This is a genomic window from Kitasatospora sp. NPDC047058 (assembly GCF_040643935.1).
Lineage (GTDB): Bacteria > Actinomycetota > Actinomycetes > Streptomycetales > Streptomycetaceae > Kitasatospora.
Genome location: NZ_JBEYVJ010000085.1, coordinates 1 through 20,508 on the forward strand (window position 1 = coordinate 1; position 20,508 = coordinate 20,508).

16 protein-coding genes are annotated in these 20,508 nt (G+C 74.1%); all 16 read right to left on the reverse strand.

Features of this window, described 5'->3' with window-relative positions:
* Positions 1-209: 209 nt before the first annotated feature.
* The 16 genes from cobA to argC all read right to left on the reverse strand — a co-directional run bounded on the left by cobA (position 210) and on the right by argC (position 20,503).
* The gene (gene cobA / locus ABZ885_RS15855) at positions 210-1,457 is read right to left on the reverse strand and encodes a uroporphyrinogen-III C-methyltransferase (RefSeq protein ID WP_360188044.1); all 1,248 of its coding nucleotides are present in this window, start codon (positions 1,455-1,457) and stop codon (positions 210-212) included.
* Positions 1,458-1,558: 101 nt separating this feature from the next.
* Positions 1,559-5,281: a nicotinate-nucleotide--dimethylbenzimidazole phosphoribosyltransferase gene (gene cobT / locus ABZ885_RS15860; protein WP_360188046.1), complete on the reverse strand. Its 3,723-nt coding sequence runs from the start codon at positions 5,279-5,281 to the stop codon at positions 1,559-1,561.
* A gap of 588 nt (positions 5,282-5,869) precedes the next feature.
* Positions 5,870-7,132 carry a precorrin-6y C5,15-methyltransferase (decarboxylating) subunit CbiE gene (cbiE, locus tag ABZ885_RS15865; RefSeq protein ID WP_360188047.1) on the reverse strand — a complete coding sequence of 421 codons (1,263 nt, stop codon included), beginning with the start codon at positions 7,130-7,132 and terminating at the stop codon, positions 5,870-5,872.
* 255 nt (positions 7,133-7,387) lie between these two features.
* Positions 7,388-8,050: a GNAT family N-acetyltransferase gene (locus ABZ885_RS15870; RefSeq protein WP_360188049.1), complete on the reverse strand. Its 663-nt coding sequence runs from the start codon at positions 8,048-8,050 to the stop codon at positions 7,388-7,390.
* Positions 8,051-8,246: 196 nt separating this feature from the next.
* Entirely contained in the window at positions 8,247-9,074 is an 828-nt protein-coding gene (locus ABZ885_RS15875) for a MetQ/NlpA family ABC transporter substrate-binding protein (protein WP_360188051.1), read from the reverse strand.
* Between the two features lie 84 nt (positions 9,075-9,158).
* The gene (locus ABZ885_RS15880) at positions 9,159-9,899 is read right to left on the reverse strand and encodes a methionine ABC transporter permease (protein WP_360188053.1); all 741 of its coding nucleotides are present in this window, start codon (positions 9,897-9,899) and stop codon (positions 9,159-9,161) included.
* Positions 9,896-10,936, reverse strand: a complete 1,041-nt coding sequence (locus tag ABZ885_RS15885) for an ATP-binding cassette domain-containing protein (RefSeq protein WP_360188055.1) — start codon at positions 10,934-10,936, stop codon at positions 9,896-9,898. Before ABZ885_RS15885 ends, ABZ885_RS15880 begins: the two co-directional genes overlap by 4 nt.
* A gap of 585 nt (positions 10,937-11,521) precedes the next feature.
* Positions 11,522-12,025 carry a GNAT family N-acetyltransferase gene (locus ABZ885_RS15890; protein ID WP_360188057.1) on the reverse strand — a complete coding sequence of 168 codons (504 nt, stop codon included), beginning with the start codon at positions 12,023-12,025 and terminating at the stop codon, positions 11,522-11,524.
* Between the two features lie 299 nt (positions 12,026-12,324).
* Positions 12,325-12,582 carry a hypothetical protein gene (locus tag ABZ885_RS15895; RefSeq protein ID WP_360188059.1) on the reverse strand — a complete coding sequence of 86 codons (258 nt, stop codon included), beginning with the start codon at positions 12,580-12,582 and terminating at the stop codon, positions 12,325-12,327.
* Between the two features lie 118 nt (positions 12,583-12,700).
* Positions 12,701-14,140 carry an argininosuccinate lyase gene (gene argH / locus ABZ885_RS15900; RefSeq protein WP_360188061.1) on the reverse strand — a complete coding sequence of 480 codons (1,440 nt, stop codon included), beginning with the start codon at positions 14,138-14,140 and terminating at the stop codon, positions 12,701-12,703.
* An 86-nt stretch (positions 14,141-14,226) separates the two neighbouring features.
* The gene (locus ABZ885_RS15905) at positions 14,227-15,420 is read right to left on the reverse strand and encodes an argininosuccinate synthase (protein WP_360188063.1); all 1,194 of its coding nucleotides are present in this window, start codon (positions 15,418-15,420) and stop codon (positions 14,227-14,229) included.
* A gap of 152 nt (positions 15,421-15,572) precedes the next feature.
* A complete protein-coding gene (locus tag ABZ885_RS15910; RefSeq protein ID WP_360188065.1) occupies positions 15,573-16,121 on the reverse strand; it encodes an arginine repressor in 549 nt (182 codons plus the stop codon).
* 23 nt (positions 16,122-16,144) lie between these two features.
* Positions 16,145-17,347 (reverse strand): acetylornithine transaminase, encoded by a 1,203-nt coding sequence (locus ABZ885_RS15915; RefSeq protein WP_360188067.1) that lies wholly within the window; start codon positions 17,345-17,347, stop codon positions 16,145-16,147.
* Positions 17,344-18,219 carry an acetylglutamate kinase gene (gene argB / locus ABZ885_RS15920; protein WP_360188089.1) on the reverse strand — a complete coding sequence of 292 codons (876 nt, stop codon included), beginning with the start codon at positions 18,217-18,219 and terminating at the stop codon, positions 17,344-17,346. Before argB ends, ABZ885_RS15915 begins: the two co-directional genes overlap by 4 nt.
* Before the next feature lie 86 nt (positions 18,220-18,305).
* Positions 18,306-19,478: a bifunctional glutamate N-acetyltransferase/amino-acid acetyltransferase ArgJ gene (argJ, locus tag ABZ885_RS15925; protein ID WP_360188069.1), complete on the reverse strand. Its 1,173-nt coding sequence runs from the start codon at positions 19,476-19,478 to the stop codon at positions 18,306-18,308.
* Complete coding sequence (gene argC / locus ABZ885_RS15930; RefSeq protein ID WP_360188071.1) at positions 19,475-20,503, reverse strand: N-acetyl-gamma-glutamyl-phosphate reductase; 1,029 nt, start codon at positions 20,501-20,503, stop codon at positions 19,475-19,477. The genes argJ and argC overlap by 4 nt, the downstream gene beginning before the upstream one ends.
* Positions 20,504-20,508 lie beyond the last annotated feature (5 nt).

Below are 20,508 nucleotides of genomic sequence, written 5' to 3' on the forward strand. Positions count from 1 at the left end.
GCTGGGGGACGCGGTACAGGGCCACGGGGATGGTGATCGGGACCGCGCACCCGCTGTATTAGGAAGTCGGCCGGGCCGACTTCCTACTCCAGGGCACCTCCAGGGGGCTGCCAAAAGCTCCAGAAGTCTTTGCAAAGTCGCACTTTGCAAAGAGCGGGGCGGGCGCTGGGCCGGGCGCGAGGGGGCCGGCGGGCCCCGCTCGGCACGGGTCAGTGCCGGAAGGCGGCGGCCAGGACGTTGACGACGTCGCCGATGACGATCACGGCCGGGGGCTTGATCTGCTCGGCCTCCACCGTGGCGGCGACGGTGGCGAGGGTCGCGTCCACCCGGCGCTGGGCCGCGGTGGTGCCCTCCTGGACGACGGCCACCGGGGTGTCGGCCGGGCGGCCGCACGCGACCAGCTTGGCCGCGATCGCACCGATCTTGTCGACGGCCATCAGCAGCACCAGGGTGCCGCTCATCTTCGCGACGGCCTCCCAGTTGGTGAGCGAGCGCTCGTCGTCCGGGCCGACGTGGCCGGAGATCACGGTGAACTCGTGCGTCATCCCCCGGTGGGTGACCGGCACCCCGGCCGCGGCCGGGACGCTGACCGAGCTGGAGATGCCCGGGACCACCGTGACCGGCAGCCCGGCCTCGGCGCAGGCCAGCAGCTCCTCGCCGCCGCGTCCGAACACGTACGGGTCGCCGCCCTTGAGCCGGACGACGAACTTCCCGGCCTCGGCGTGCTCGATCAGGGTGCGGTTGATCGCCTCCTGGGCCATGAACCGCCCGTACGGGATCTTCGAGGCGTCGATCACCTCGACGTGCTCCGGCAGCTCGGCCAGCAGCTCGCGCGGGGCCAGCCGGTCGGCGACGACCACGTCCGCGTCGGCCAGCAGCCGGCGGCCGCGGACGGTGATCAGGTCCGGGTCGCCCGGGCCGCCGCCGACCAGGGCGACGCCGGCGCCGTGCGCACGGTACTGGCGGGCGGCCAGCGAGCCGTCCCGCAGGCGGTCCACGATGGAGTCGCGCAGCGCGGCGGAGTGCCGCGGGTCGCCGGTGAGGACGGCGACGGTGGCGCCCGCGTCACGGCCGCTGGCGGGCGTCCAGGCGGTGGCCGCGGCCGCGTCGTCGCTGCGGGCGCAGAACACCCGCCCGCGCTCGGCCTCGGCGCTGACCGCCGCGTTGACCTCCGGGTCGTCGGTCGCGACCAGGGCGTACCAGGTGTCCGCGAGGTCGCCGTCCTGGTAGCGGCGCTCGTGCCAGGTCAGCTCGCCGGCGTCGGCCATGGCCTGGACCGCGGGCGTGGTGGCCGGCGATATCAGGTGCAGGTCGGCACCGGTGGCGATGAGGGCGGGCAGTCGGCGCTGGGCGACGTGGCCGCCGCCGACCACGACGACACGGCGGCCGGCGAGCAGCAGGCCGACCGGGTACGGGGTGCGGCCCTCGGTGCCGGGATGCGGGTTGGGCGCGGTCATGGGCGGTGCTCCTGGATCGGGGGTGAGGGTGGTGGGGGTACGGCACCGCTCCGCGTGCCGGCGCGCCCTCGGGCCGGTCCACGGAGCGGTGCGATCAGGCGTCAGGCCTTCTCGGTGACCCCGGCGGAGTCGAACGTGGCTACATCGTGCATCGCCCGGGCCGCACTCTGCACCAGCGGCAGGGCCAGCAGGGCGCCGGTGCCCTCGCCGAGCCGCAGGTCGAGGTCGATCAGCGGGCGCAGGCCGAGCTTGGCCAGCGCGGCCTGGTGGCCGGGCTCGGCGGAGCGGTGGCCGGCGATGCAGGCGGCGAGCACCTCGGGGGCGATCGCCTTGGCGGCCAGCGCGGCCGAGCCGGCGATGACGCCGTCCAGGATGACCGGGGTGCGCAGCGAGGCGGCGCCGAGCAGGAAGCCGGCGATGGCCGCGTGCTCCAGGCCGCCGACGGCGGCGAGCACGCCGATCGGGTCGGCCGGGTCCGGCTGGTGCAGGGCCAGCGCGGCGCGGATCACCTCGACCTTGCGGGCGTGCGTCTCGTCGTCGATGCCGGTGCCGCGGCCGGTGACCTCGGCCGGGTCCAGGCCGGTGAAGACCGAGATCAGGGCGGCGGAGGCGGTGGTGTTGGCGATCCCCATGTCACCGGTGACCAGGCCCTTGTTCCCGGCCGCGACCAGGTCGCGGGCGGTCTCGATGCCGACCTCGATCGCCTTCAGCGCCTCCTCGCGGGTCATCGCCGGGCCCTGGGTCATGTCGCCGGTGCCGGGACGGACCTTGCGCGGCAGGAGGCCGGTGGTGCGGCCCTGCTGGATCGCGTGGGGCAGCTCGGCGGCGACGCCGACGTCCACCACGCAGACCTCGGTGCCGATCTGCTTGGCGAAGGAGTTGACCACCGCTCCTCCGGCCAGGAAGTTCCCGACCATCTGGGCGGTGACCTCCTGTGGCCACGGGGTGACGCCCTGGGCGTGGACACCGTGGTCGCCGGCGAAGATCGCCACGCAGGCCGGCTCCGGGACCGGCGGCGGGCACTTGCGGGAGAGACCGGACAGCTGGGCGGAGATGATCTCCAGCATGCCGAGCGAGCCGGCCGGCTTGGTCATCCGCTTCTGGCGGTCCCAGGCCTCGCCGAGCGCCTTGGCGTCCAGCGGACGGATACCGCGCAGGGTCTCGGCCAGCAGGCTGTGCGGCTCCTCGCCGGGCAGCGCGCGGTTGCCGTACTGCTCCTCGTGGACGACCCAGGACAGCGGGCGCTTCTTCGCCCAGCCCTGCTGCTGCAGCTCGGGCTCGTCCGGGAAGGCGTCGACGTAGCCGACGCAGAGGTAGGCGACGACCTCCAGGTGCTCGGGCAGGCCGAGCTCGCGGACCATCTCCTCCTCGTCGAAGAAGCTCACCCAGCCGACGCCGAGGCCTTCGGCGCGGGCGGCCAGCCAGAGGTTCTCGACCGCGAGGGCGGCCGAGTACGGGGCCATCTGGGGCTGGGTGTGGCGGCCCAGGGTGTGCCGCCCGCCGCGGGTGCGGTCGGCGGTCACCACGATGTTGACGGGCGTCTCGAGGATCGCCTCGGTCTTGATCTCCTTGAACTGCTTGGCCCGGCCCTTGGGCAGCGAGTCCGCGTACGCCTCGCGCTGGCGCTCGGCCAGTTCGTGCATCTTGCGGCGGGTCTTGGCGGAGCGGATCACCACGAAGTCCCACGGCTGCGAGTAGCCGACGCTGGGCGCGGTGTGGGCGGCCTCCAGGACGCGGATCAGCACCTCGTGCGGGATCGGGTCCGGGCGGAAGCCGTTGCGGATGTCGCGGCGCTGCCGGATGACCTGGTGGACGGCCTCGCGGCCGGCGTCGTCGTACGCGGGGGCGGCGGGGCCGGCCGGCTCGGCGGGCTCCTCGGGGGCGACGTCCTCGGCGGGCGCCTGGGCGGCCTCCTCGGCGGTCGGCTCCGGGGCGCTCTCCGTGACGGTCTCCGCCGCGGTCTCCGCGACCGGGGACGCCTCCGCGGGGGCGTCGGCGGACGCCTCGGTGACGGTCTCGGCGACGGGGGCCTCGGCGGCGACGGATTCGGCGGCGATGGATTCGGCGGCGACGGTCTCGGCGTCCTGGGCCGCTTCCGGCTGGACGGTGGCCTCAGCCTCGGGCTGGACGGCGACCTCGACCTCGGGAGCGACGGCGGCGAGCGCCTCGGGCGCCACGGCCTCGGGAGCGACGGTCTCCGGAGCGACGGCCTCCGGACCAACGGCCTCGGGAGCAACGGCCTCGGGAGCCACCGCTTCCGGAGCGACGGCCTCGGCCGCGGCTTCGGCCCCGGCCTCGCCCTCGGGCGCGGCAACGGCCTGGCCGGACGGCATCTCGCCGGTGCCGGCCGCCGTCTCGGCGGCGGCCTCGGGCTGGGCGTCGGTCCCGGCGACGGCGACGGCCTCGGCCGGTACGGCGGCCTCCGCCGGTACGGCGTCCTGGGCCGGCTCGGCGGCCGGCGCCCCGGACTGCTCCGCGGGCGCTATGGGGGCGGGCTGCGGAACCTCGCCCTCGACGACGGCCTGGACCGCCTCGACCTGCGGGAGGCCGTGCGGGGCGGGCGCGGCGAGGAAGGCGGAGATCCGGCGCGGCTGAGCGGCCTGCGGCTGCTCGGCCTGGGCGGCGGCCTCGGCCGGGGCGGCGACGGGCTCGGCAGCGGCAGCGTCGGCAACGGCCACCGCCTCGGCGGCGGGCTCCGGGGCCCCGGCCTGGGCGGGCTCGACCGGCTGCGCGGCGGCGGCCTCGGCAACGGGCTCCGCCACCGCCTCGGCAACGACCGCCTCGGCAACAACGGCTTCGGCGGCCACCGGCTCGACCGCCACCGGCTCGGCGGCCGGAGCCTCCTCGACGACCTCGACCACCTCGATGGCCCCGACGGTCATGACGGCCTGCGGCACGTCGTGAACCGGCTGGATGCCCTGGACCGGCTGCTGGACCTGCTGCGGCACCGGCTGCGCCTGGACGGGCACGGCGGCCTGCGGCTCCGGCTGCCCGACGACGACCGGGATGCCGTGCGCGGGCGTGCCGCCCTGGGAGGGGCCGCGGTCGGCGAGCGAGCGGACCGGCACGTGGCCGGTCATCAGCGACGGGTCCGGGATCGGCGGACCGGCGTGCAGCGGGCGGCGCGGCTGCTGAGCCGCCGTCAGCGCGTCCTGGCCCTGCGCCTGCAGCGGAACGGCCTGGAGCGGCTGGCCCTGGGCCTGCAGCGGCTGGCCCTGCGGCTGCCCCGGGATCTGCTGGGCGGCCGGGTCGGCGGCGCCGAGCACCGGCGGTTCCACCGGCGGCCAGGACGGCTCGACCGGGGTGCCGGGCCCGGCCTGCGGTTCGGCGGCGAGCGGCTCGCCCCAGGAGCCCTGCGGGCCGGGCATCAGCAGGACGTCGTCCTCGTCGTCGAGCGGGTCCGGCTGGTCGGGCTCGTCGAGGAAGTGGAAGGCGGGGCTCGGTGCGACCTGGTCGGTCGCCCAGCCCTCGCCGGGCAGGCCGACGACGGGCGCGCCGGCGACCGGGACGCCGTAGCCGGGCACGCCGAGCGGCTGCGCCTGACCGGGGAAGGCCTGCGGCGGCACCATGCCCACGGCCGGCGGCACCGCGCCGGGCACGCCGTTCCCCGGCACCGCACCGGCCGGCACCCCGCCGTGCGGGATCCCACCGTTCGGCATCGCGGGCGCCGGCATCACGCCACCGTCCATCGCGACACCCGCCACGGGGGCGACGCCCTGCACGGGTGCGACGGCCGCGACGCCCTCCGGGCCGCCGAGCGGGTCGGACCCGGCGAGCAGGTGCTCCGGCAGTCCCTCGTTCGGGACGTGGCCGCCATCGGTCATGTCAAAGCTCCTTCCAGGCCGCTGCCGCGCCCTCGGCGACGCGATCACCGACCGCAGCGCCCATCCGCACGGGCCGGCCTGCACCGGCCCGCCCCTCAACCACACACGGCCGCCGCGCCCGGGGCGCTGCGGCCGACATCCTTCCGGCGCGCTGCGGCACCCCGGCCCGCGCACCACCACGAGGGGCGGCGCGTCACCTGAAACAACGACAAGCCGGGGCAACCGGCACGACCGCACCGGACCCTACGGCATTCTCCAGGTCCGGCACGCGGCCCGTCGAATTGCCCACACTCCGAGCCGCACCGGCTTGCATCACGTCAAAAAGGCGACAAACCGACCGGATCGGGCGGGCTTGCGGACGCCGCCGCCGTCCCGGACGCCACACTACCGGCCCGGCGCCACCGCCTCTCGAATCGGTGTCCGGATGCGACCTGGATCACCGCCCCGCGCGCGCCCCCCGTCCCCCGGCGCACCACCGCCTGCGGGCCGGATCCGCACCGGATCGTCACCGGACCACCGGGACCTCGCCGGAACCCTCACCGGATGCGCCACCGGGCGGCTCGCAGGAGCGGCCGAGGTGCTTCGCCTTCACACGATCTGCTCACCCCAGAGCAGGAGCGCACCCGGTTCCCCCGCGCCCAGGCGCAGCGCGCCCGCGCCGTCCGCCGCCAGCGGCGCGGACTGGAGCAGGGCGCCGTCAGGCCGGTAGCCGGCCTCGCCGATGGCGCGGCGGATCTCCTCCGCCTCGGCAAGGGTGCGGGCCACGGCGACGAAGCGCTCGGGGCGGCGCGCGAGCACGGCGCGGACCACCGCCGGCCCGCCGGACTCCACGACGACGGCGTCCGGCTCCGGCAGGCCGCCGAGCACCTCGGGGCCGCCCCCGTGGACGGTCTCCACCTCGACGCCGTAGCGGCGGGCGGTGACGGCCAGCCGGGCGCAGGCGGAGCGGTCGGCCTCGACGGCGACCACGGCGGCGCCGAACCGGGCGGCCTCGACGGCGAGGGCGCCGCTGCCGGCGCCGACCGACCAGACCAGGTCACCGGGACGGGCACCCAGACGGGCCAGCACCAGGGCGCGCGCGTGCGCGGGGAGCGGCTCCGATGCGCCCGGCGCATCCTCCGTGCGCCCGGCGCCCGCGTACGCGTCGGCAGGCAGCGCCCACCCGCGGTCCGGGCCGGGGAAGCCGACCGGGCGCCCGGCCAGCCAGCCGGCCGCCTCGCCGACCGTGCCGGTCTGCGGGCCGCTGTTGTTGCCGCCGATCACCAGCACCACGCTGGGGTCGCGCCAGACGTGGTCGGCGACCCGGTCGGAGGTGAGGACGGTGACGTCCTCCTCGGGGGTGCCGAGGGCTTCGCAGACCACGAAGGTGCGGTGCACCCCGCGCAGCATCAGGGCGAGTTCGGCGGGCCCGGCCCCGGGTGCGGTCAGCACGGCGACCTTGGGGTGGGCCCGGCAGATGTTGGCCGCGCGGCGCAGCCGTCCGCCGTGGGCGCTGACCACCTGGGCGTCCTCCCAGGGCATGCCGGCCCGGGCGAAGGCGGCGGCGACCGAGGAGACGGCGGGCAGGACCTCCAGTTCGAGGCCGTACTCGGGGCGGCGCAGGGTGCGGACGACGCCGAAGAACCCCGGGTCCCCCTCGGCGACGACGACGGCGGCGCCGCGGTGCTCGGCGATCCGGCGGGCGGCGAGCCGGACGTTGCCGAGGGCGAGCCGTTCGGCGCCGGACGGCACCGGCAGGGCGCTGAGCTGGTAGGGGGCGCCGGCCACCAGGGTCGCCGCGGCCAGGGCCGCGGCGGCGGCCTCGGTCAGCGGTGTGCCGTCCCACCCGATGACCGTGATCCGGTCAGCCATCTGCGGCGTTCTCCCTCGCCTCGGTGCGCCGACATGCTGCGCCCGCGTGCGGCGCCGGTGCAGAGGCTACCGGGTGTCATCCCCCCGGCGCCGACATCTCGCACACCTGTCCGCCGCCCGGGGGCGTCACGGGCGGCCCGGAGGGCAGGCGCGCGGAACGGACGGGGTGCGCCGGGCGGACGGAGTGCGCCGGACCGGCGGCGGCGTGCGCCGGGCGGACGCGGCCGAGGGTCGGCAGAGAAGGACGGCCGCGGGTCAGTCGCGGAGGACGTACCGGTCGCCGGGCCAGCCGGCCTCCTGGTCCGCCGGGCTCTCCATGTCCTCCGGCAGCAGGCTCCACAGGATGAGGTCGCTGCGGCTCTCTCCCCCGCCCGGGTGGCCGGCCGGCGCCCCCAAGGTCACCTCGCCGGGCTCGCCGCGCACTATCCAGGCGCTGCGCAGCACGCCCTCGCTGATGCCGCCGATCTTCTGGGCGACCTGCTGGGCGGCGGTGTTGCCGGCGGCGGTGCGCATCTCCAGCCGCAGGAAGCCGCGGTCCTCGAAGAGCCACTGGGCGACGGCGAGGACGGCCTCCGGCGCGTAGCCCTCGCCGCGCGCCCAGGGGGCGGTGACGTAGGCGATCTCGGTGGAGCGCAGCCGCCAGTCGGTGTTGCGCAGTTCGACCAGGCCGACCAGCCGCTGGGTGAGGTGTTCGGTGACCGCGAAGACGATGCCGTGGCCGGCCGCGCGGCGGGCGGGGGCGAGGGTGCGGGCGAGTTCGGCGGCGTAGGCCTCGGTGAAGGGGTGCGGGAGGTCGGTCCAGGCCAGCACGAGCTCGTCGGCCATCATCTCGGCGAGGCCGGGGGCGTCGTCCTCCGCAAGGGGGCGCAGCACCAGCCGTTCGGTGCTGATGGCGGTCTCGGGGAAGCTCGCTGCCATGCCGTCTCTCCTCGCCGGGTCGTGGACACACCGTACGCCTCGCCGGTGCCCCCTGTGCCACGCGGTGCGCGGACCGGACGACGGTACGTCAGAACACGGTCTGTCAGGGCGTCACTGGTGCATACTGCCCGACCGGGCCCCCGCCGGGGTGCGGCGGGGGCCCGGTCGTTCGAACCCTGGGACCAGGACCCCGGGATCAGAAGCCGGCGATGACGGAACCCTTGAAGTTGTCCTCGATGTACTTCTTGACCTCGGGCGAGTGGAGCAGCTCGGCGAGCTTCTTGACCCGCGGGTCGTTCTCCTTGCCCTGCTTCACGGCGAGGATGTTGGCGTACGGGTTGCCCTCGGCCTTCTCCAGGACCAGCGAGTCGCCGTTGGGCTTGAGGCCCGCGTCGAGGGCGTAGTTGCCGTTGATGACGGCGGCGTCGAGGTCGTCGATGGAGCGGGGCAGCTGGGCGGCCTCCAGCTCCTTCCACTTGAGGTTCTTCGGGTTGCCGGTGACATCGGCGGGGGTCGCGCCGGTGCCGACGCCGGCCTTGAGGGTGATGATGCCGTTGTCGGCGAGCAGCTTGAGCGCCCGGCCCTCGTTGGTGGCGTCGTTCGGCAGGCCGACGGTGGCGCCGTTGGCGAGGTCGCCGATGGCCTTGGCCTTCTTCGAGTACACGCCCAGCGGCTCCAGGTGGACCGGCTCGACGGAGACGATCTGGGTGCCGTGCTTCTTGTTGAAGTCCTCCAGGTACGGCACGTGCTGGAAGTAGTTGGCGTCGGCCGAGCCGTCCTGCACCGCGGTGTTGGGGGTCACGTAGTCGGTGACCTCCTTGATGGTGAGCTTGAGGCCGGCCTTCTCGGCAAGGTTGTCCTTGACGTACTTGAGGATCTGGCCGTGCGGGGTGGGGCTGGCGACGACGGTCAGCGCGGCGTTCGGGTCGGAGGACCCGGAGGAGCCGGAGCTGCCGCAGGCGGCCAGCGAGAGGGCGATGCCGGCGGTGGCGAGGACACTGGTGAACTTCAGGGCGTTGCGCACGAAAAGTGCCTTTCTGCGTGGTGCGGGGAGCCGCGTCCGGGAGCGGACGACGGGTGGTCTGGGGGGCTGTCCGCGGGACTGCCGCTAGGAGGCGACGAGGTCCTCGTCGGTGGCGGCCGCGGGGGCGGTGCCGCGCGGGCGGAGCAGGCGGGTCCGGCCGCCGGTGCGCCCGCGGTTGGCCAGGCTGCGGACGGCCCGGTCGCCCAGCAGCTGCACGAGGGTGACGATGATCACCAGCTCGGCGACGATGATCCACATGAAGGCGGTCTCGAAGCGGAAGTAGCCGTAGTTGATGGCCAGGGTGCCGAGGCCGCCGCCGCCGACCGCGCCGGCCATGGCGGAGTAGCTGACCAGCGTGATGACCGTGGTGGTCACCGAGGCGGCCAGGCCCGGCAGTGCCTCGGGCAGCAGCGTCTTGCGGACGATGGTCCAGGTGGAGCCGCCCATCGACTGCACCGCCTCGACCAGGCCGCGGTCGACCTCGCGGATGGAGGTCTCGACCAGCCGGGCGAAGAACGGGATCGCGCCGATGGTGAGCGGCACGGTCGCGGCCTGCCAGCCGATGGAGGTGCCGACCAGCCAGCGGGTGAAGGAGATCAGGGCGATCATCAGGATGATGAACGGCACCGAGCGGGCGACGTTCACGACGGCGCCGAGCACCTTGTTGACCGGCCGGTTCTGCAGCAGGCCGCCCTTGTCGGTGAGGACGAGCAGGACGCCCAGCGGCAGGCCGAGCAGGACGGTGAAGGCCGTGGCGACGCCGACCATCTGGAGGGTCTCCCAGGTGGCGGGCCGCATCAGTTCCTGCATCTGGTCCCAGGTCATGCCACCGCTCCGCTCGCCTCGCCGGCGCCGTCCGCGCCGATCACGTCCACCTGCAGGCCCTGCTCGCGCAGGAAGCCGATCGGCACCACGTTGTCCGCACGGGTGCCGGGCAGTTCGACCCGCATCCGGCCGACCATCCGGCCGGCGATGGTCTCGACGGCCGCGCCCAGGATGTTGATGTCGATCTGGTAGGTGCGGGTGAGCTGGGAGACGAAGGGCCGGGCGGAGGTGTCGCCCTGGAAGGTGATCTCCAGCACGGTGCCGCCGGGGTGGCCGGTGCCGAACTCGCTGAGCGGGAAGAGCTCGCGGGCGAGCTCGGAGCCGGGCCTGGCCAGCAGGTCGGTCAGCGCGCCGGACTCGACCACCCGGCCGCCGCGCATCAGGGCGGCGGAGTCGCAGACGGACTTGATGACGTCCATCTCGTGGGTGATCAGCAGGACGGTGAGGCCGAGCTGCTGGTTGAGGTCGCGCAGCAGCTTGAGGATGGAGCGGGTGGTCTCGGGGTCGAGCGCCGAGGTGGCCTCGTCGGAGAGCAGCACCTTGGGGTCGCCGGCGAGGGCGCGGGCGATGCCGACGCGCTGCTTCTGGCCGCCGGAGAGCTGGCCGGGGTAGCTGCGGGCCTTGTCGCCGAGGCCGACGAGATCCAGCAGCTCGGCGGCCTTGCGGCGGCGCTCGGCGCGGTCCAGGCCGATGATCTCCAGCGGGAGTTCGACGTTCTGCTGGACGGTGCGCGAGGCGAGCAGGTTGAAGTGCTGGAAGACCATGCCGATCCGGCGGCGGGCCTCGCGCAGCTCCCGGCCGGCCCGGTTCTCGCCGCCGGGGAGCGCGGTGAGCTCGATGCCGTCCACGGTGACCGTGCCGGAGCTGGGGCGCTCCAGCATGTTGACGCAGCGGATGAGGGTGGACTTGCCGGCACCGCTGGTGCCGACGACTCCGTAGACCTCGCCCGGGCGGACGTGCAGGTCGACGCCGGCGAGGGCGGTCACCTCGCGGTCGCGTGAGCGGTAGACCTTGGTGAGGTCCGTGGTGGTGATCACAGGTGCTTCCGTGGGTCGGGGGCGGACGGCGTGCGGACGCCGGACCGGGTTGCGGTCGGCGGCGTGGACGGCGTGACGCCGGGGGGGATCCGGACCTGCCACCCCTCGACCGCGCCCGGCCGGTGGTCGGGGCGCGCGACGGCGCGGCCCTGACGGGTCGGCGGGAACGGCCGCCTGCCCGGCAGCGGGCATGCGGAGGGAAGGGGTTTGCGCTAGGGCAGGCGGGGCGCGCTCTCATTCGACGGGAGCGGCCTGGTCTCGCTTCGGGGCGCGAGGTGGGAGTACCCCCGGGCTGAGCCTGGGGACGGGACGGTGGCCCTCAGCGCCGACACATTCGACGACACATGGATCGCTCACCTGCCGGCATGGTGCCGGTGGGGGTCCAGTTCGTCGTCGCAGTCATGTGAGCCAGTAAATCAGATGGGCCGAGCTGGTCCCAATTATTCGGACGCACTGTCCGCAATGCGGACGGAAAACGCTGTGACCAGCGACGATATGACTCGGCGCCGCCACCGGATCGTCCGGATGGTGGCGGCGCCGGGTTCGGCCGGGAGGTTTCCGCGGGGGTGTCGGCGGATCCGGCGCTCAGGCGGTGGCGGCGAGCTCGGCGCCGGCGGCCTTCTCCAGGTGGACCAGGCTGAGCCGCCCGTCGACCTGCTCGACGGCGGTCTGACGGTAGCCCTGGCGGGTATAGAGGCGCAGGTTGCCGAGGCTGCGGTGGCCGGTGAACAGGCGGTAGGCGGTCAGCGGGCGGCCGTCCTCGGCGAGACGGCGCTCCAGCGCCTCCAGCAGGCGGCCGCCGAGGCCGTGCCGCTGCATCCGGGGGTGGACGACCAGACGCCCTATCCGGGCGATGCCGTCGGGGTCGATCCGGCCGCGCACCGTGCCGACCACCTCGTCGCCGAGGCGGGCGACCAGGAACTGCTGCTCGCTCAGCTCGCCGCGCAGGCTCTCCAGGGTCTGCGTCAGCGGCTCCAGGGTCCAGTCGCCGTACAGCTCGGCCTCGCTCTGGTAGCCGAGGTACTGCAGCTTGAGGATCTGCTCCGCGTCCCCGGCGTCCGCCGCCGAGATGATCACGCTCATGCCCATGTGCTGGGGCCTCCCCATCGTCGTGCCCGGCGCGCGAACGCGAGGGTGCCGCACCGGTTGCCCTGCCGGAGGTGCCCCGGCCGGGGATCTGCCCTGACCGGGGGTGGCGCACGAACGTACCAGCCGCGGCGCCCGGATCGGGTCCACGGCGCCGACGGCGCGCTCACGCCTGGTGTGCAAGCGCTCGCACGGCCGTCAGGAGCCACGTTCGCCAGCGCTCTACCCGTGTGTCAGCTGCTCTCAACCTCCCGGCCGCCGGACGTGGTCGAGGTCACGTCCGGCGAGGAGGGCGGGCGGGGTCAGACGTGGCGCTCGGTGTGGAGGAGGGTGCGGAGGCAGGCGAGGCAGCGGGAACGGGTGGGGCCGATGGAGCCGCGCGGCATGCCGAGGCGCTCGGAGAGCTCGCGGTAGGTGGGCGGCGGGTCCTCGGCGAGGGCCGTGACCAGCTGCGGGCAGCGGCCGGGCAGGGCCGCCACCGCCTCGCGGACCAGGCGGCGCCGGAGCGCGGCGAACACCTCGTCCTCGGCGGAGGGGACGGACGGAACGTTGGTGCACATACCGTGCATGACCGGCCGTCGGCCGGAGCGGTTACGGCCGGCCGGTCGCGCGCACGCGAAAGGGGCGCGGCGGCCGTCCCGCCACGCCCCTCCCCGGCCCGCGGGCCGGGCCCGCGGGTCAGCCCCGGACCCACTCCTCCTGGCGCGCCAGGTCGGCCTTGACCTCGGCCAGCTGGACGGCGACCGCCGAGGGGGCGGTGCCGCCGCGCCCGCTGCGCGAGGCGATCGCGCCGTGGACGCTGAGCACGGACCGCACCTCGGGCGTGAGGTGCCCGGAGATCGCGGCGAACTGCTCGTCCGTCAGATCGGCCAGCTCGATGCCCTGCTGCTCGCAGACCTTGACGCAGGCGCCAGCCACCTCGTGCGCGACCCGGAACGGCACGCCCTGCTTGACCAGCCACTCGGCGATGTCGGTGGCGAGCGAGAAGCCGGCCGGGGCCAGCTCCTCCAGCCGCTCCCGGTGCACGGTGAGGGTGGCCATCATGCCGGTGAAGGCCGGGAGCAGCACCTCCAGCGTGTCGCAGGAGTCGAAGACCGGCTCCTTGTCCTCCTGGAGGTCCCGGTTGTAGGCGAGCGGCAGCGCCTTGAGCGTGGCCAGCAGGCCGGTCAGGTTGCCGATCAGGCGGCCGGACTTGCCGCGGGCCAGCTCGGCGATGTCCGGGTTCTTCTTCTGCGGCATGATCGAGGAGCCGGTGGAGAAGGCGTCGTGCAGCGTGATGAAGCCGAACTCCTTGGTGTTCCAGATGATCACCTCCTCCGCGATCCGGGAGAGGTTGATCCCGATCATCGCGGTGACGAAGGCGAACTCGGCGACGAAGTCGCGCGAGGCCGTCCCGTCGATGGAGTTGCCGACCGAGCCGCCCTCGAAGCCGAGGTCGGCGGCGACCGCCTGCGGGTCGAGGCCGAGCGAGGAGCCGGCCAGTGCGCCGGAGCCGTACGGCGAGACGGCCGTCCGGACGTCCCACTGGCGCAGCCGCTCGGCGTCCCGGCCGAGGGCCTGCACGTGCGCGAGGACGTGGTGGGCGAAGAGCACGGGCTGGGCGTGCTGGAGGTGGGTGCGGCCCGGCATGGCGGTGTCCGGGTGCGCCTCGGCCAGGCCGACCAGGGCGTGCTGGAGGTCGAGCACCAGGCCGCCGATGATCTTCGCGTGGTCCCGCAGGTACATCCGGAAGAGCGTGGCGATCTGGTCGTTGCGCGAGCGCCCGGCCCGCAGCTTGCCGCCGAGTTCGGCGCCGAGCCGCTCCAGCAGGCCGCGCTCCAGCGCGGTGTGGACGTCCTCGTCGGCGACGGTGCCGGTGAAGGTGCCGGCCTCGACGTCGGCGAGCAGCCGGTCGAGCCCGGCCAGCATGCCGTCGAGCTCGGCCTCGCTGAGCAGGCCGGCCTTGTGCAGGACCCGGGCGTGGGCCTTGGAGCCCGCGATGTCGTACGGCGCGAGGCGCCAGTCGAAGTGCACCGAGGCGGAGAGCCTGGCCAGCGCCTCGGACGGGCCGTCGGCGAAGCGCGCGCCCCAGAGTCGCAGCTCAGGACCGCTACTGGCGGCGTTCTGGTCGGCAGGCATCGCTCGGGCTCCTTGCACGTGAGGGGGTCGGTGAGGGGTGGGCCCCGGCCGCGAGGTGGGTCGGCCGGGGCCCGGGGAGGGGTGGCTCAGGCGAGGTCGCGACGGGCGGCGATCTTCGAGGACATGCCGAAGATCTCGATGAAGCCCTTGGACATCGACTGGTCGAAGGTGTCGCCGGTGTCGTAGGTGGCGAGGTTGAAGTCGTACAGCGACTGGTCCGACTTGCGGCCGTTGACGACGGCCCGGCCCGCGTGCAGGACCATCCGGATCTCGCCGGAGACGTGCTGGTTGGCCTCGTCGATGAAGCCGTCCAGGGCACGCTTGAGCGGGGAGAACCAGAGGCCGTCGTAGACCAGCTCGGCCCAGCGCTGCTCCACCTGCCGCTTGTAGCGGGCGAGTTCGCGCTCGACGGTGACGTTCTCCAGGGCCTGGTGGGCGGTGATCAGGGCGATCGCGCCGGGGGCCTCGTAGATCTCGCGGGACTTGATGCCGACCAGCCGGTCCTCGACCATGTCGAGGCGGCCGATGCCCTGGGCGCCGGCCCGCCGGTTCAGCTCCTCGATGGCCTGCAGCACGGTGACCTTGCGGCCGTCGACGGCGACCGGGACGCCGGCGTCGAAGGTGATGATCACCTCGTCGGCCTCGCGCGGGGCGGCCGGGTCCTGGGTGTACTCGTAGACGTCCTCGATCGGGGCGTTCCAGATGTCCTCCAGGAAGCCGGTCTCGACGGCCCGCCCGAAGACGTTCTGGTCGATCGAGTACGGCGACTTCTTGGTGGTGGCGATCGGCAGGCCCTTGGCCTCGGCGAAAGCGATCGCCTTGTCCCGGGTCATCGCGTAGTCGCGGACCGGCGCGATGCACTTCAGGCCCGGGGCGAGCGAGTTGATGCCCACCTCGAAGCGGACCTGGTCGTTGCCCTTGCCGGTGCAGCCGTGGGCGACGGTGGTGGCGCCGTGCTTCTGCGCGGCCGCGACCAGGTGCTTGACGATGACCGGCCGGGAGAGGGCGGACACCAGGGGGTACTGGCCCTGGTACAGGGCGTTGGCCTTGACGGCCGGGAGGCAGTACTCGTCGGCGAACTCCTCGCGGGCGTCCGCGACCTCGGCCTCGACGGCACCGCAGTCCAGCGCGCGCTGGCGGATGACGTCCAGATCCTCGCCGCCCTGGCCGACGTCGACGGCGACGGCGATGACCTCGGCGCCCGTCTCCTCGGCGATCCAGCCGATGCAGACGGACGTGTCCAGACCGCCCGAGTAGGCGAGTACGACGCGCTCGGTCACGGCTTTCTCCTTCACAACTGTGCGAACAGGTTTACGGCGATAGGCATAAGTATGCACTACACCGTATGAAACTCAAAACCCCCGGCCGGGAGTCCGCCGAGGGTCGTGTCCGGGTACGGGTGTGGGCCCGGATCACCGGGCCCACGGGAGGGCTACTGGGCCTTGGCCTGGGCGAGTTGCATCAGGTGGTCGGCGAGGGCCTGGCCGCCGGCCGGGTCGCGGCTGATCAGCAGGACGGTGTCGTCGCCGGCGATGGTGCCGATGATCTCGAAGACCTCGGCCTGGTCGATCGCGGAGGCCAGGAACTGGGCGGCGCCCGGCGGGGTCCGCAGCACCACGAGGTTGCCGGAGGCGGTGGCGGAGACCATGAGCTCGCCGGCCAGCCGGGCCATCCGGCCCTCGCTGGCCGACTCCCCCATCGGCGCGCGCGGCGTGCGGTCGCCGCCCTCGGCCGGGACGGCGTAGATGAGCGCGCCGTCCCGGTTGCGGATCTTCACCGCTCCCAACTCGTCCAGGTCCCGCGAGAGGGTGGCCTGGGTGACCACCAGTCCGTCGTCGGCGAGCAGCTTGGCGAGCTGGCTCTGCGAGCGCACGGGCTGGCGGGTGAGCAGGTCCACGATTCGCCGGTGGCGCGCGGTGCGGGTCTGCGGGACCTGCGGCGTCGGGCCGGCGGAGGACGGGCCGGAGTTGGGAACGGTCATGTGATTATTCTCCCGGACTACGCTCAGCTCGCATCGGCCGGGGCGTTCTCCCGCACCGTCCGGAGGATCTCCGGCAGCGCGGCCAGGAAGGCGTCCGCCTCCTGTTCCGTGAGCACCAGCGGCGGAGCGAGCCGGACCGCGTCCGGGACGGCGGCGTTCACCAGGAAGCCGGCCGCCTGCGCGGCCGCCTGAACCCGGGCGGACACCGGCTCGGTGAGCACGATGCCGAGCAGCAGCCCGGCCCCGCGCACGTGCGAGACCAGCGGGTCGCCGATCGCCTCGATGCCGTGCCGCAGCCGGTCGCCGAGCTTGCGGACGTGCTCCAGCAGGCCCTCGGACTCGATGGTGTCGAGCACCGCGAGCGCCGCCGCCGCGACCACCGGGTTGCCGCCGAAGGTGGTGCCGTGCTGGCCCGGGGTGAGCAGTTCGGCGGCGTCCCCGAAGGCGAGCACGGCGCCGATAGGCAGCCCGCCGCCCAGGGCCTTCGCGAGGGTGACGACGTCCGGCTCGACGCCCTCGGAGGCCTGGTGGGCGTACCAGTACCCGGTGCGGCCGATGCCGGTCTGGATCTCGTCCAGGATCAGCAGGGTGCCGGTGGCCCGGGTGATCTCGCGGGCGGCGGTCAGGTAGCCGTCGGGCAGCGGGATCGCGCCGTTCTCGCCCTGGACCGGCTCCAGGAAGACGGCGGCGGTCCCGGTGGTGACCGCGGCCCGCAGCGCCTCGACGTCGCCGAACGGGACGTGGGTGACGTCGCCGGGCAGCGGCCGGAACGGCGCCTGCTTGGCGGGCTGGCCGGTGAGCGCGAGGGCGCCCATGGTCCGGCCGTGGAAGCCGCCCTCCAGCGCCACCACGTGAGTGCGGCCGGTCCGCCGGCTGATCTTGAACGCGGCCTCGTTGGCCTCGGCGCCGGAGTTGCAGAAGAAGACCCGGCCGTCGCGGCCGGAGAGCTTCAGCAGCCGCTCGGCGAGGGCGATGGTGGGCTCGGCCATGAACAGGTTGGAGACGTGGCCGAGGGTGCCGATCTGCCGGGTGACGGCCTCGACGACCGCCGGGTGGGCGGTGCCGAGGGCGTTGACGGCGATGCCGCCGAGCAGGTCGGTGTACTCCTTGCCGTCCGCGTCCCAGAGCTTGGCGCCCTCGCCGCGGACCAGCGGGATCCGCGGGGTGCCGTAGTTGTCGGTGAAGGAGTGCTGCCACCGGTCGGTGAGCTGCGCGTTGGATGTCATGCCAGTCCCCCGGTCACGGTCGTTTCGTCGTCCGGCACGACCATCGTGCCGATGCCCTCGTCGGTGAAGATCTCCAGCAGCAGGCTGTGCTGCACCCGGCCGTCCAGCACGCGGGCGGTGCCGACGCCGGAGCGGACGGCACGCAGGCAGCCCTCCATCTTGGGGACCATGCCGCTGGCGAGGCCGGGCAGCAGCTCCTCCAGCTCGCTCGCGCTGAGCTGGCTGATCACGTCGTCGGAGTTCGGCCAGTCCTTGTAGAGGCCCTCGACGTCGGTGAGGACGACGAGCATCTCGGCGCCGAGCGCGACCGCGAGGGCGGAGGCGGCGGTGTCGGCGTTGATGTTGTAGACGTGGCCGTCGGCGCCGCGGGCGATCGAGGAGATCACCGGGATCCGGCCGTCGGCGATCAGCGCCTTCACGGCGCCGGCCTCGATGTTGACGATGTCGCCGACCAGGCCGATGTCGACCTGCTCGCCGTCCACCACCGCGTACCGCTTGACCGCGGTCATGGTGTGGGCGTCCTCGCCGGTCATGCCGACCGCGAACGGGCCGTGGCCGTTGAGCAGCCCGACCAGCTCCCGCTGGACCTGCCCGGCCAGCACCATCCGGACCACGTCCATGGTCTCGGGGGTGGTGACCCGCAGGCCGTTGGTGAACGAGGACTCCAGACCGAGCTTGTCCAGCTGGGCGCTGATCTGCGGGCCGCCGCCGTGCACCACGACGGGGTGCAGGCCGGCGTAGCGCAGGAAGACCACGTCCTGGGCGAAGGCCGCCTTGAGGTCGTCGTCCACCATGGCGTTGCCGCCGAACTTGATCACGACGGTCTTGCCGTGGAAGCGCTCCAGCCAGGGCAGCGCCTCGATCAGCGTCATGGCCTTGGGCAACGCGGTGTTGTTGCGGGCCTGTTCGCCCTTGGGTGCGATCTGCACGGTTCCGTGTCCCTCGGGGGCTCGGTGTCTCAGGTGGAGTAGGCGCTGTTCTCGTGCACGTAGTCGGCGGTGAGGTCGTTGGTCCACAGGGTGGCGGCGGCCTCGCCCGCGTTGAGGCGGGCGGTGATGACGACCTCGCGGCCGGTCATGTCGACCAGGTCGCGGTCCTCCCCCACGCTGCCGTTCCGGCAGACCCAGACGCCGTTGATGGCGACGTCGAGGCGGTCCGGGTCGAAGGCGGCGGTGGTGGTGCCGATGGCGGCCAGCACCCGGCCCCAGTTCGGGTCCTCGCCGTGGAGGGCGCACTTGAGCAGGTTGTTGCGGCCGATCGTCCGGGCGACGTCGACGGCCTCGTCCTCGGTGGCGGCGGCGGTGACGTCGATCCGGATGTCCTTGCTCGCGCCCTCGGCGTCGCCGATCAGCTGGCGGGCCAGGCCGGCGCAGACGGTGCGGACGGCCTCGTCGAACTCCGCCCGGTCCGGGGTGGTGCCGGAGGCGCCGGAGGCGAGCAGCAGCACGGTGTCGTTGGTCGACATGCAGCCGTCGGAGTCGATCCGGTCGAAGGTGGTGCGGGTGGCGCCGCGCAGCGCGGCGTCCAGGGCGGCGGCGTCCAGGTCGGCGTCGGTGGTGAGGACGACGAGCATGGTGGCCAGGCCCGGGGCGAGCATGCCGGCGCCCTTGGCCATGCCGCCGACGGTCCAGCCGGCCGGGCTGGTGACCTGGGCGGTCTTGTGGACGGTGTCGGTGGTCTTGATCGCGATCGCGGCGGCCTCGCCGCCGGTCGCGCTCAGCTCCGCGGCGGCGGTGGCGATGCCGGGCAGCAGGACGTCCATCGGCAGGCGCACGCCGATCAGGCCGGTGGAGGCGACGGCCACCTCGCCGGCGTTGAGCTTCAGCTCCGCGGCGGCCTTCTCGGCGGTGGCGTGGGTGTCCTGGAAGCCGAGCGGGCCGGTACAGGCGTTGGCGCCACCGGAGTTGAGGACGACGGCGGAGACCAGCCCGCCCTTGAGGACCTGCTCGGACCAGAGCACGGGCGCGGCCTTGACCCGGTTGGCGGTGAAGACGCCGGCGGCGGCGAGCGAGGGGCCGTCGTTGACGACCAGGGCGAGGTCCGGGGTGCCGGACGCCTTGATGCCGGCGGTGACCCCGGCGGCGCGGAAGCCCTTGGCGGCCGTCACTCCGAGGTTCTGGTGGTCGGTCACGGTGCGACTCCGTTCACGGGAAGGCCCAGCTCCTCGGGGAGGCCGAGGGCGATGTTCATGCTCTGCACCGCGCCGCCGGCGGTGCCCTTGACCAGGTTGTCGATCGCGCTGATCGCGATGATCCGCCCGGCGGTCTCGTCCAGGGCGACCTGGACGAGCGCGGCGTTCGAGCCGTAGACGCTGCTGGTCTGCGGCCACTGCCCCTCGGGCAGCAGGCGGACGAAGGGCTCGCCGGCGAACGCCTCGGCGTAGGCGGCGCGCAGGCCCTCGCCCGTCACGCCGGGCCTGGCCTTGGCGGAGCAGGTGGCGAGGATGCCGCGCGGCATCGGCACCAGGGTGGGGGTGAAGGACACGGTGACCGGCTCGCCGGCGAGCGGGGTGAGGTTCTGCGACATCTCCGGGGTGTGCCGGTGGCCGCCGCCGACGCCGTAGGCGCTGACGCTGCCCATGACCTCGCTGCCGAGCAGGTGGGTCTTGGCGGCCTTGCCGGCGCCGGAGGTGCCGGAGGCGGCGACGATCACGGCCTCGGGCTCGGCGAGCTTCGCCGCGTAGGCCGGGAAGAGCGCGAGCGAGGCGGCGGTCGGGTAGCAGCCGGGCACGGCGATCCGGTTGACGCCCTTGAGGGCGGCCCGGTGGGCGGGCAGCTCGGGCAGGCCGTACGGCCAGGTGCCGGCGTGCGCGGAGCCGTAGAACTGCTCCCAGTCGGCGGCGGCCTTGAGCCGGAAGTCGGCGCCGCAGTCGACGATCAGCACGTTCCCACCGAGGGCTTCGGCGACGGCGGCGGACTGGCCGTGCGGCAGCGCCAGGAACACCACGTCGTGGTCGGCCAGCACCTCGGCGGTGGTGGGCTCCAGGATCCGGTCGGCGAGCGGGAGCAGGTGCGGCTGCAGCGCGCCGAGCCTGGTGCCCGCGTTGGAGCCGCCCGTCAGCGCCCCGATCTCCACCTCCGGGTGGCCGAGCAGCAGGCGCAGTGCCTCACCGCCCGCATATCCGCTCGCGCCGGCGACGGCGACTCGCAATGCCATGGCTT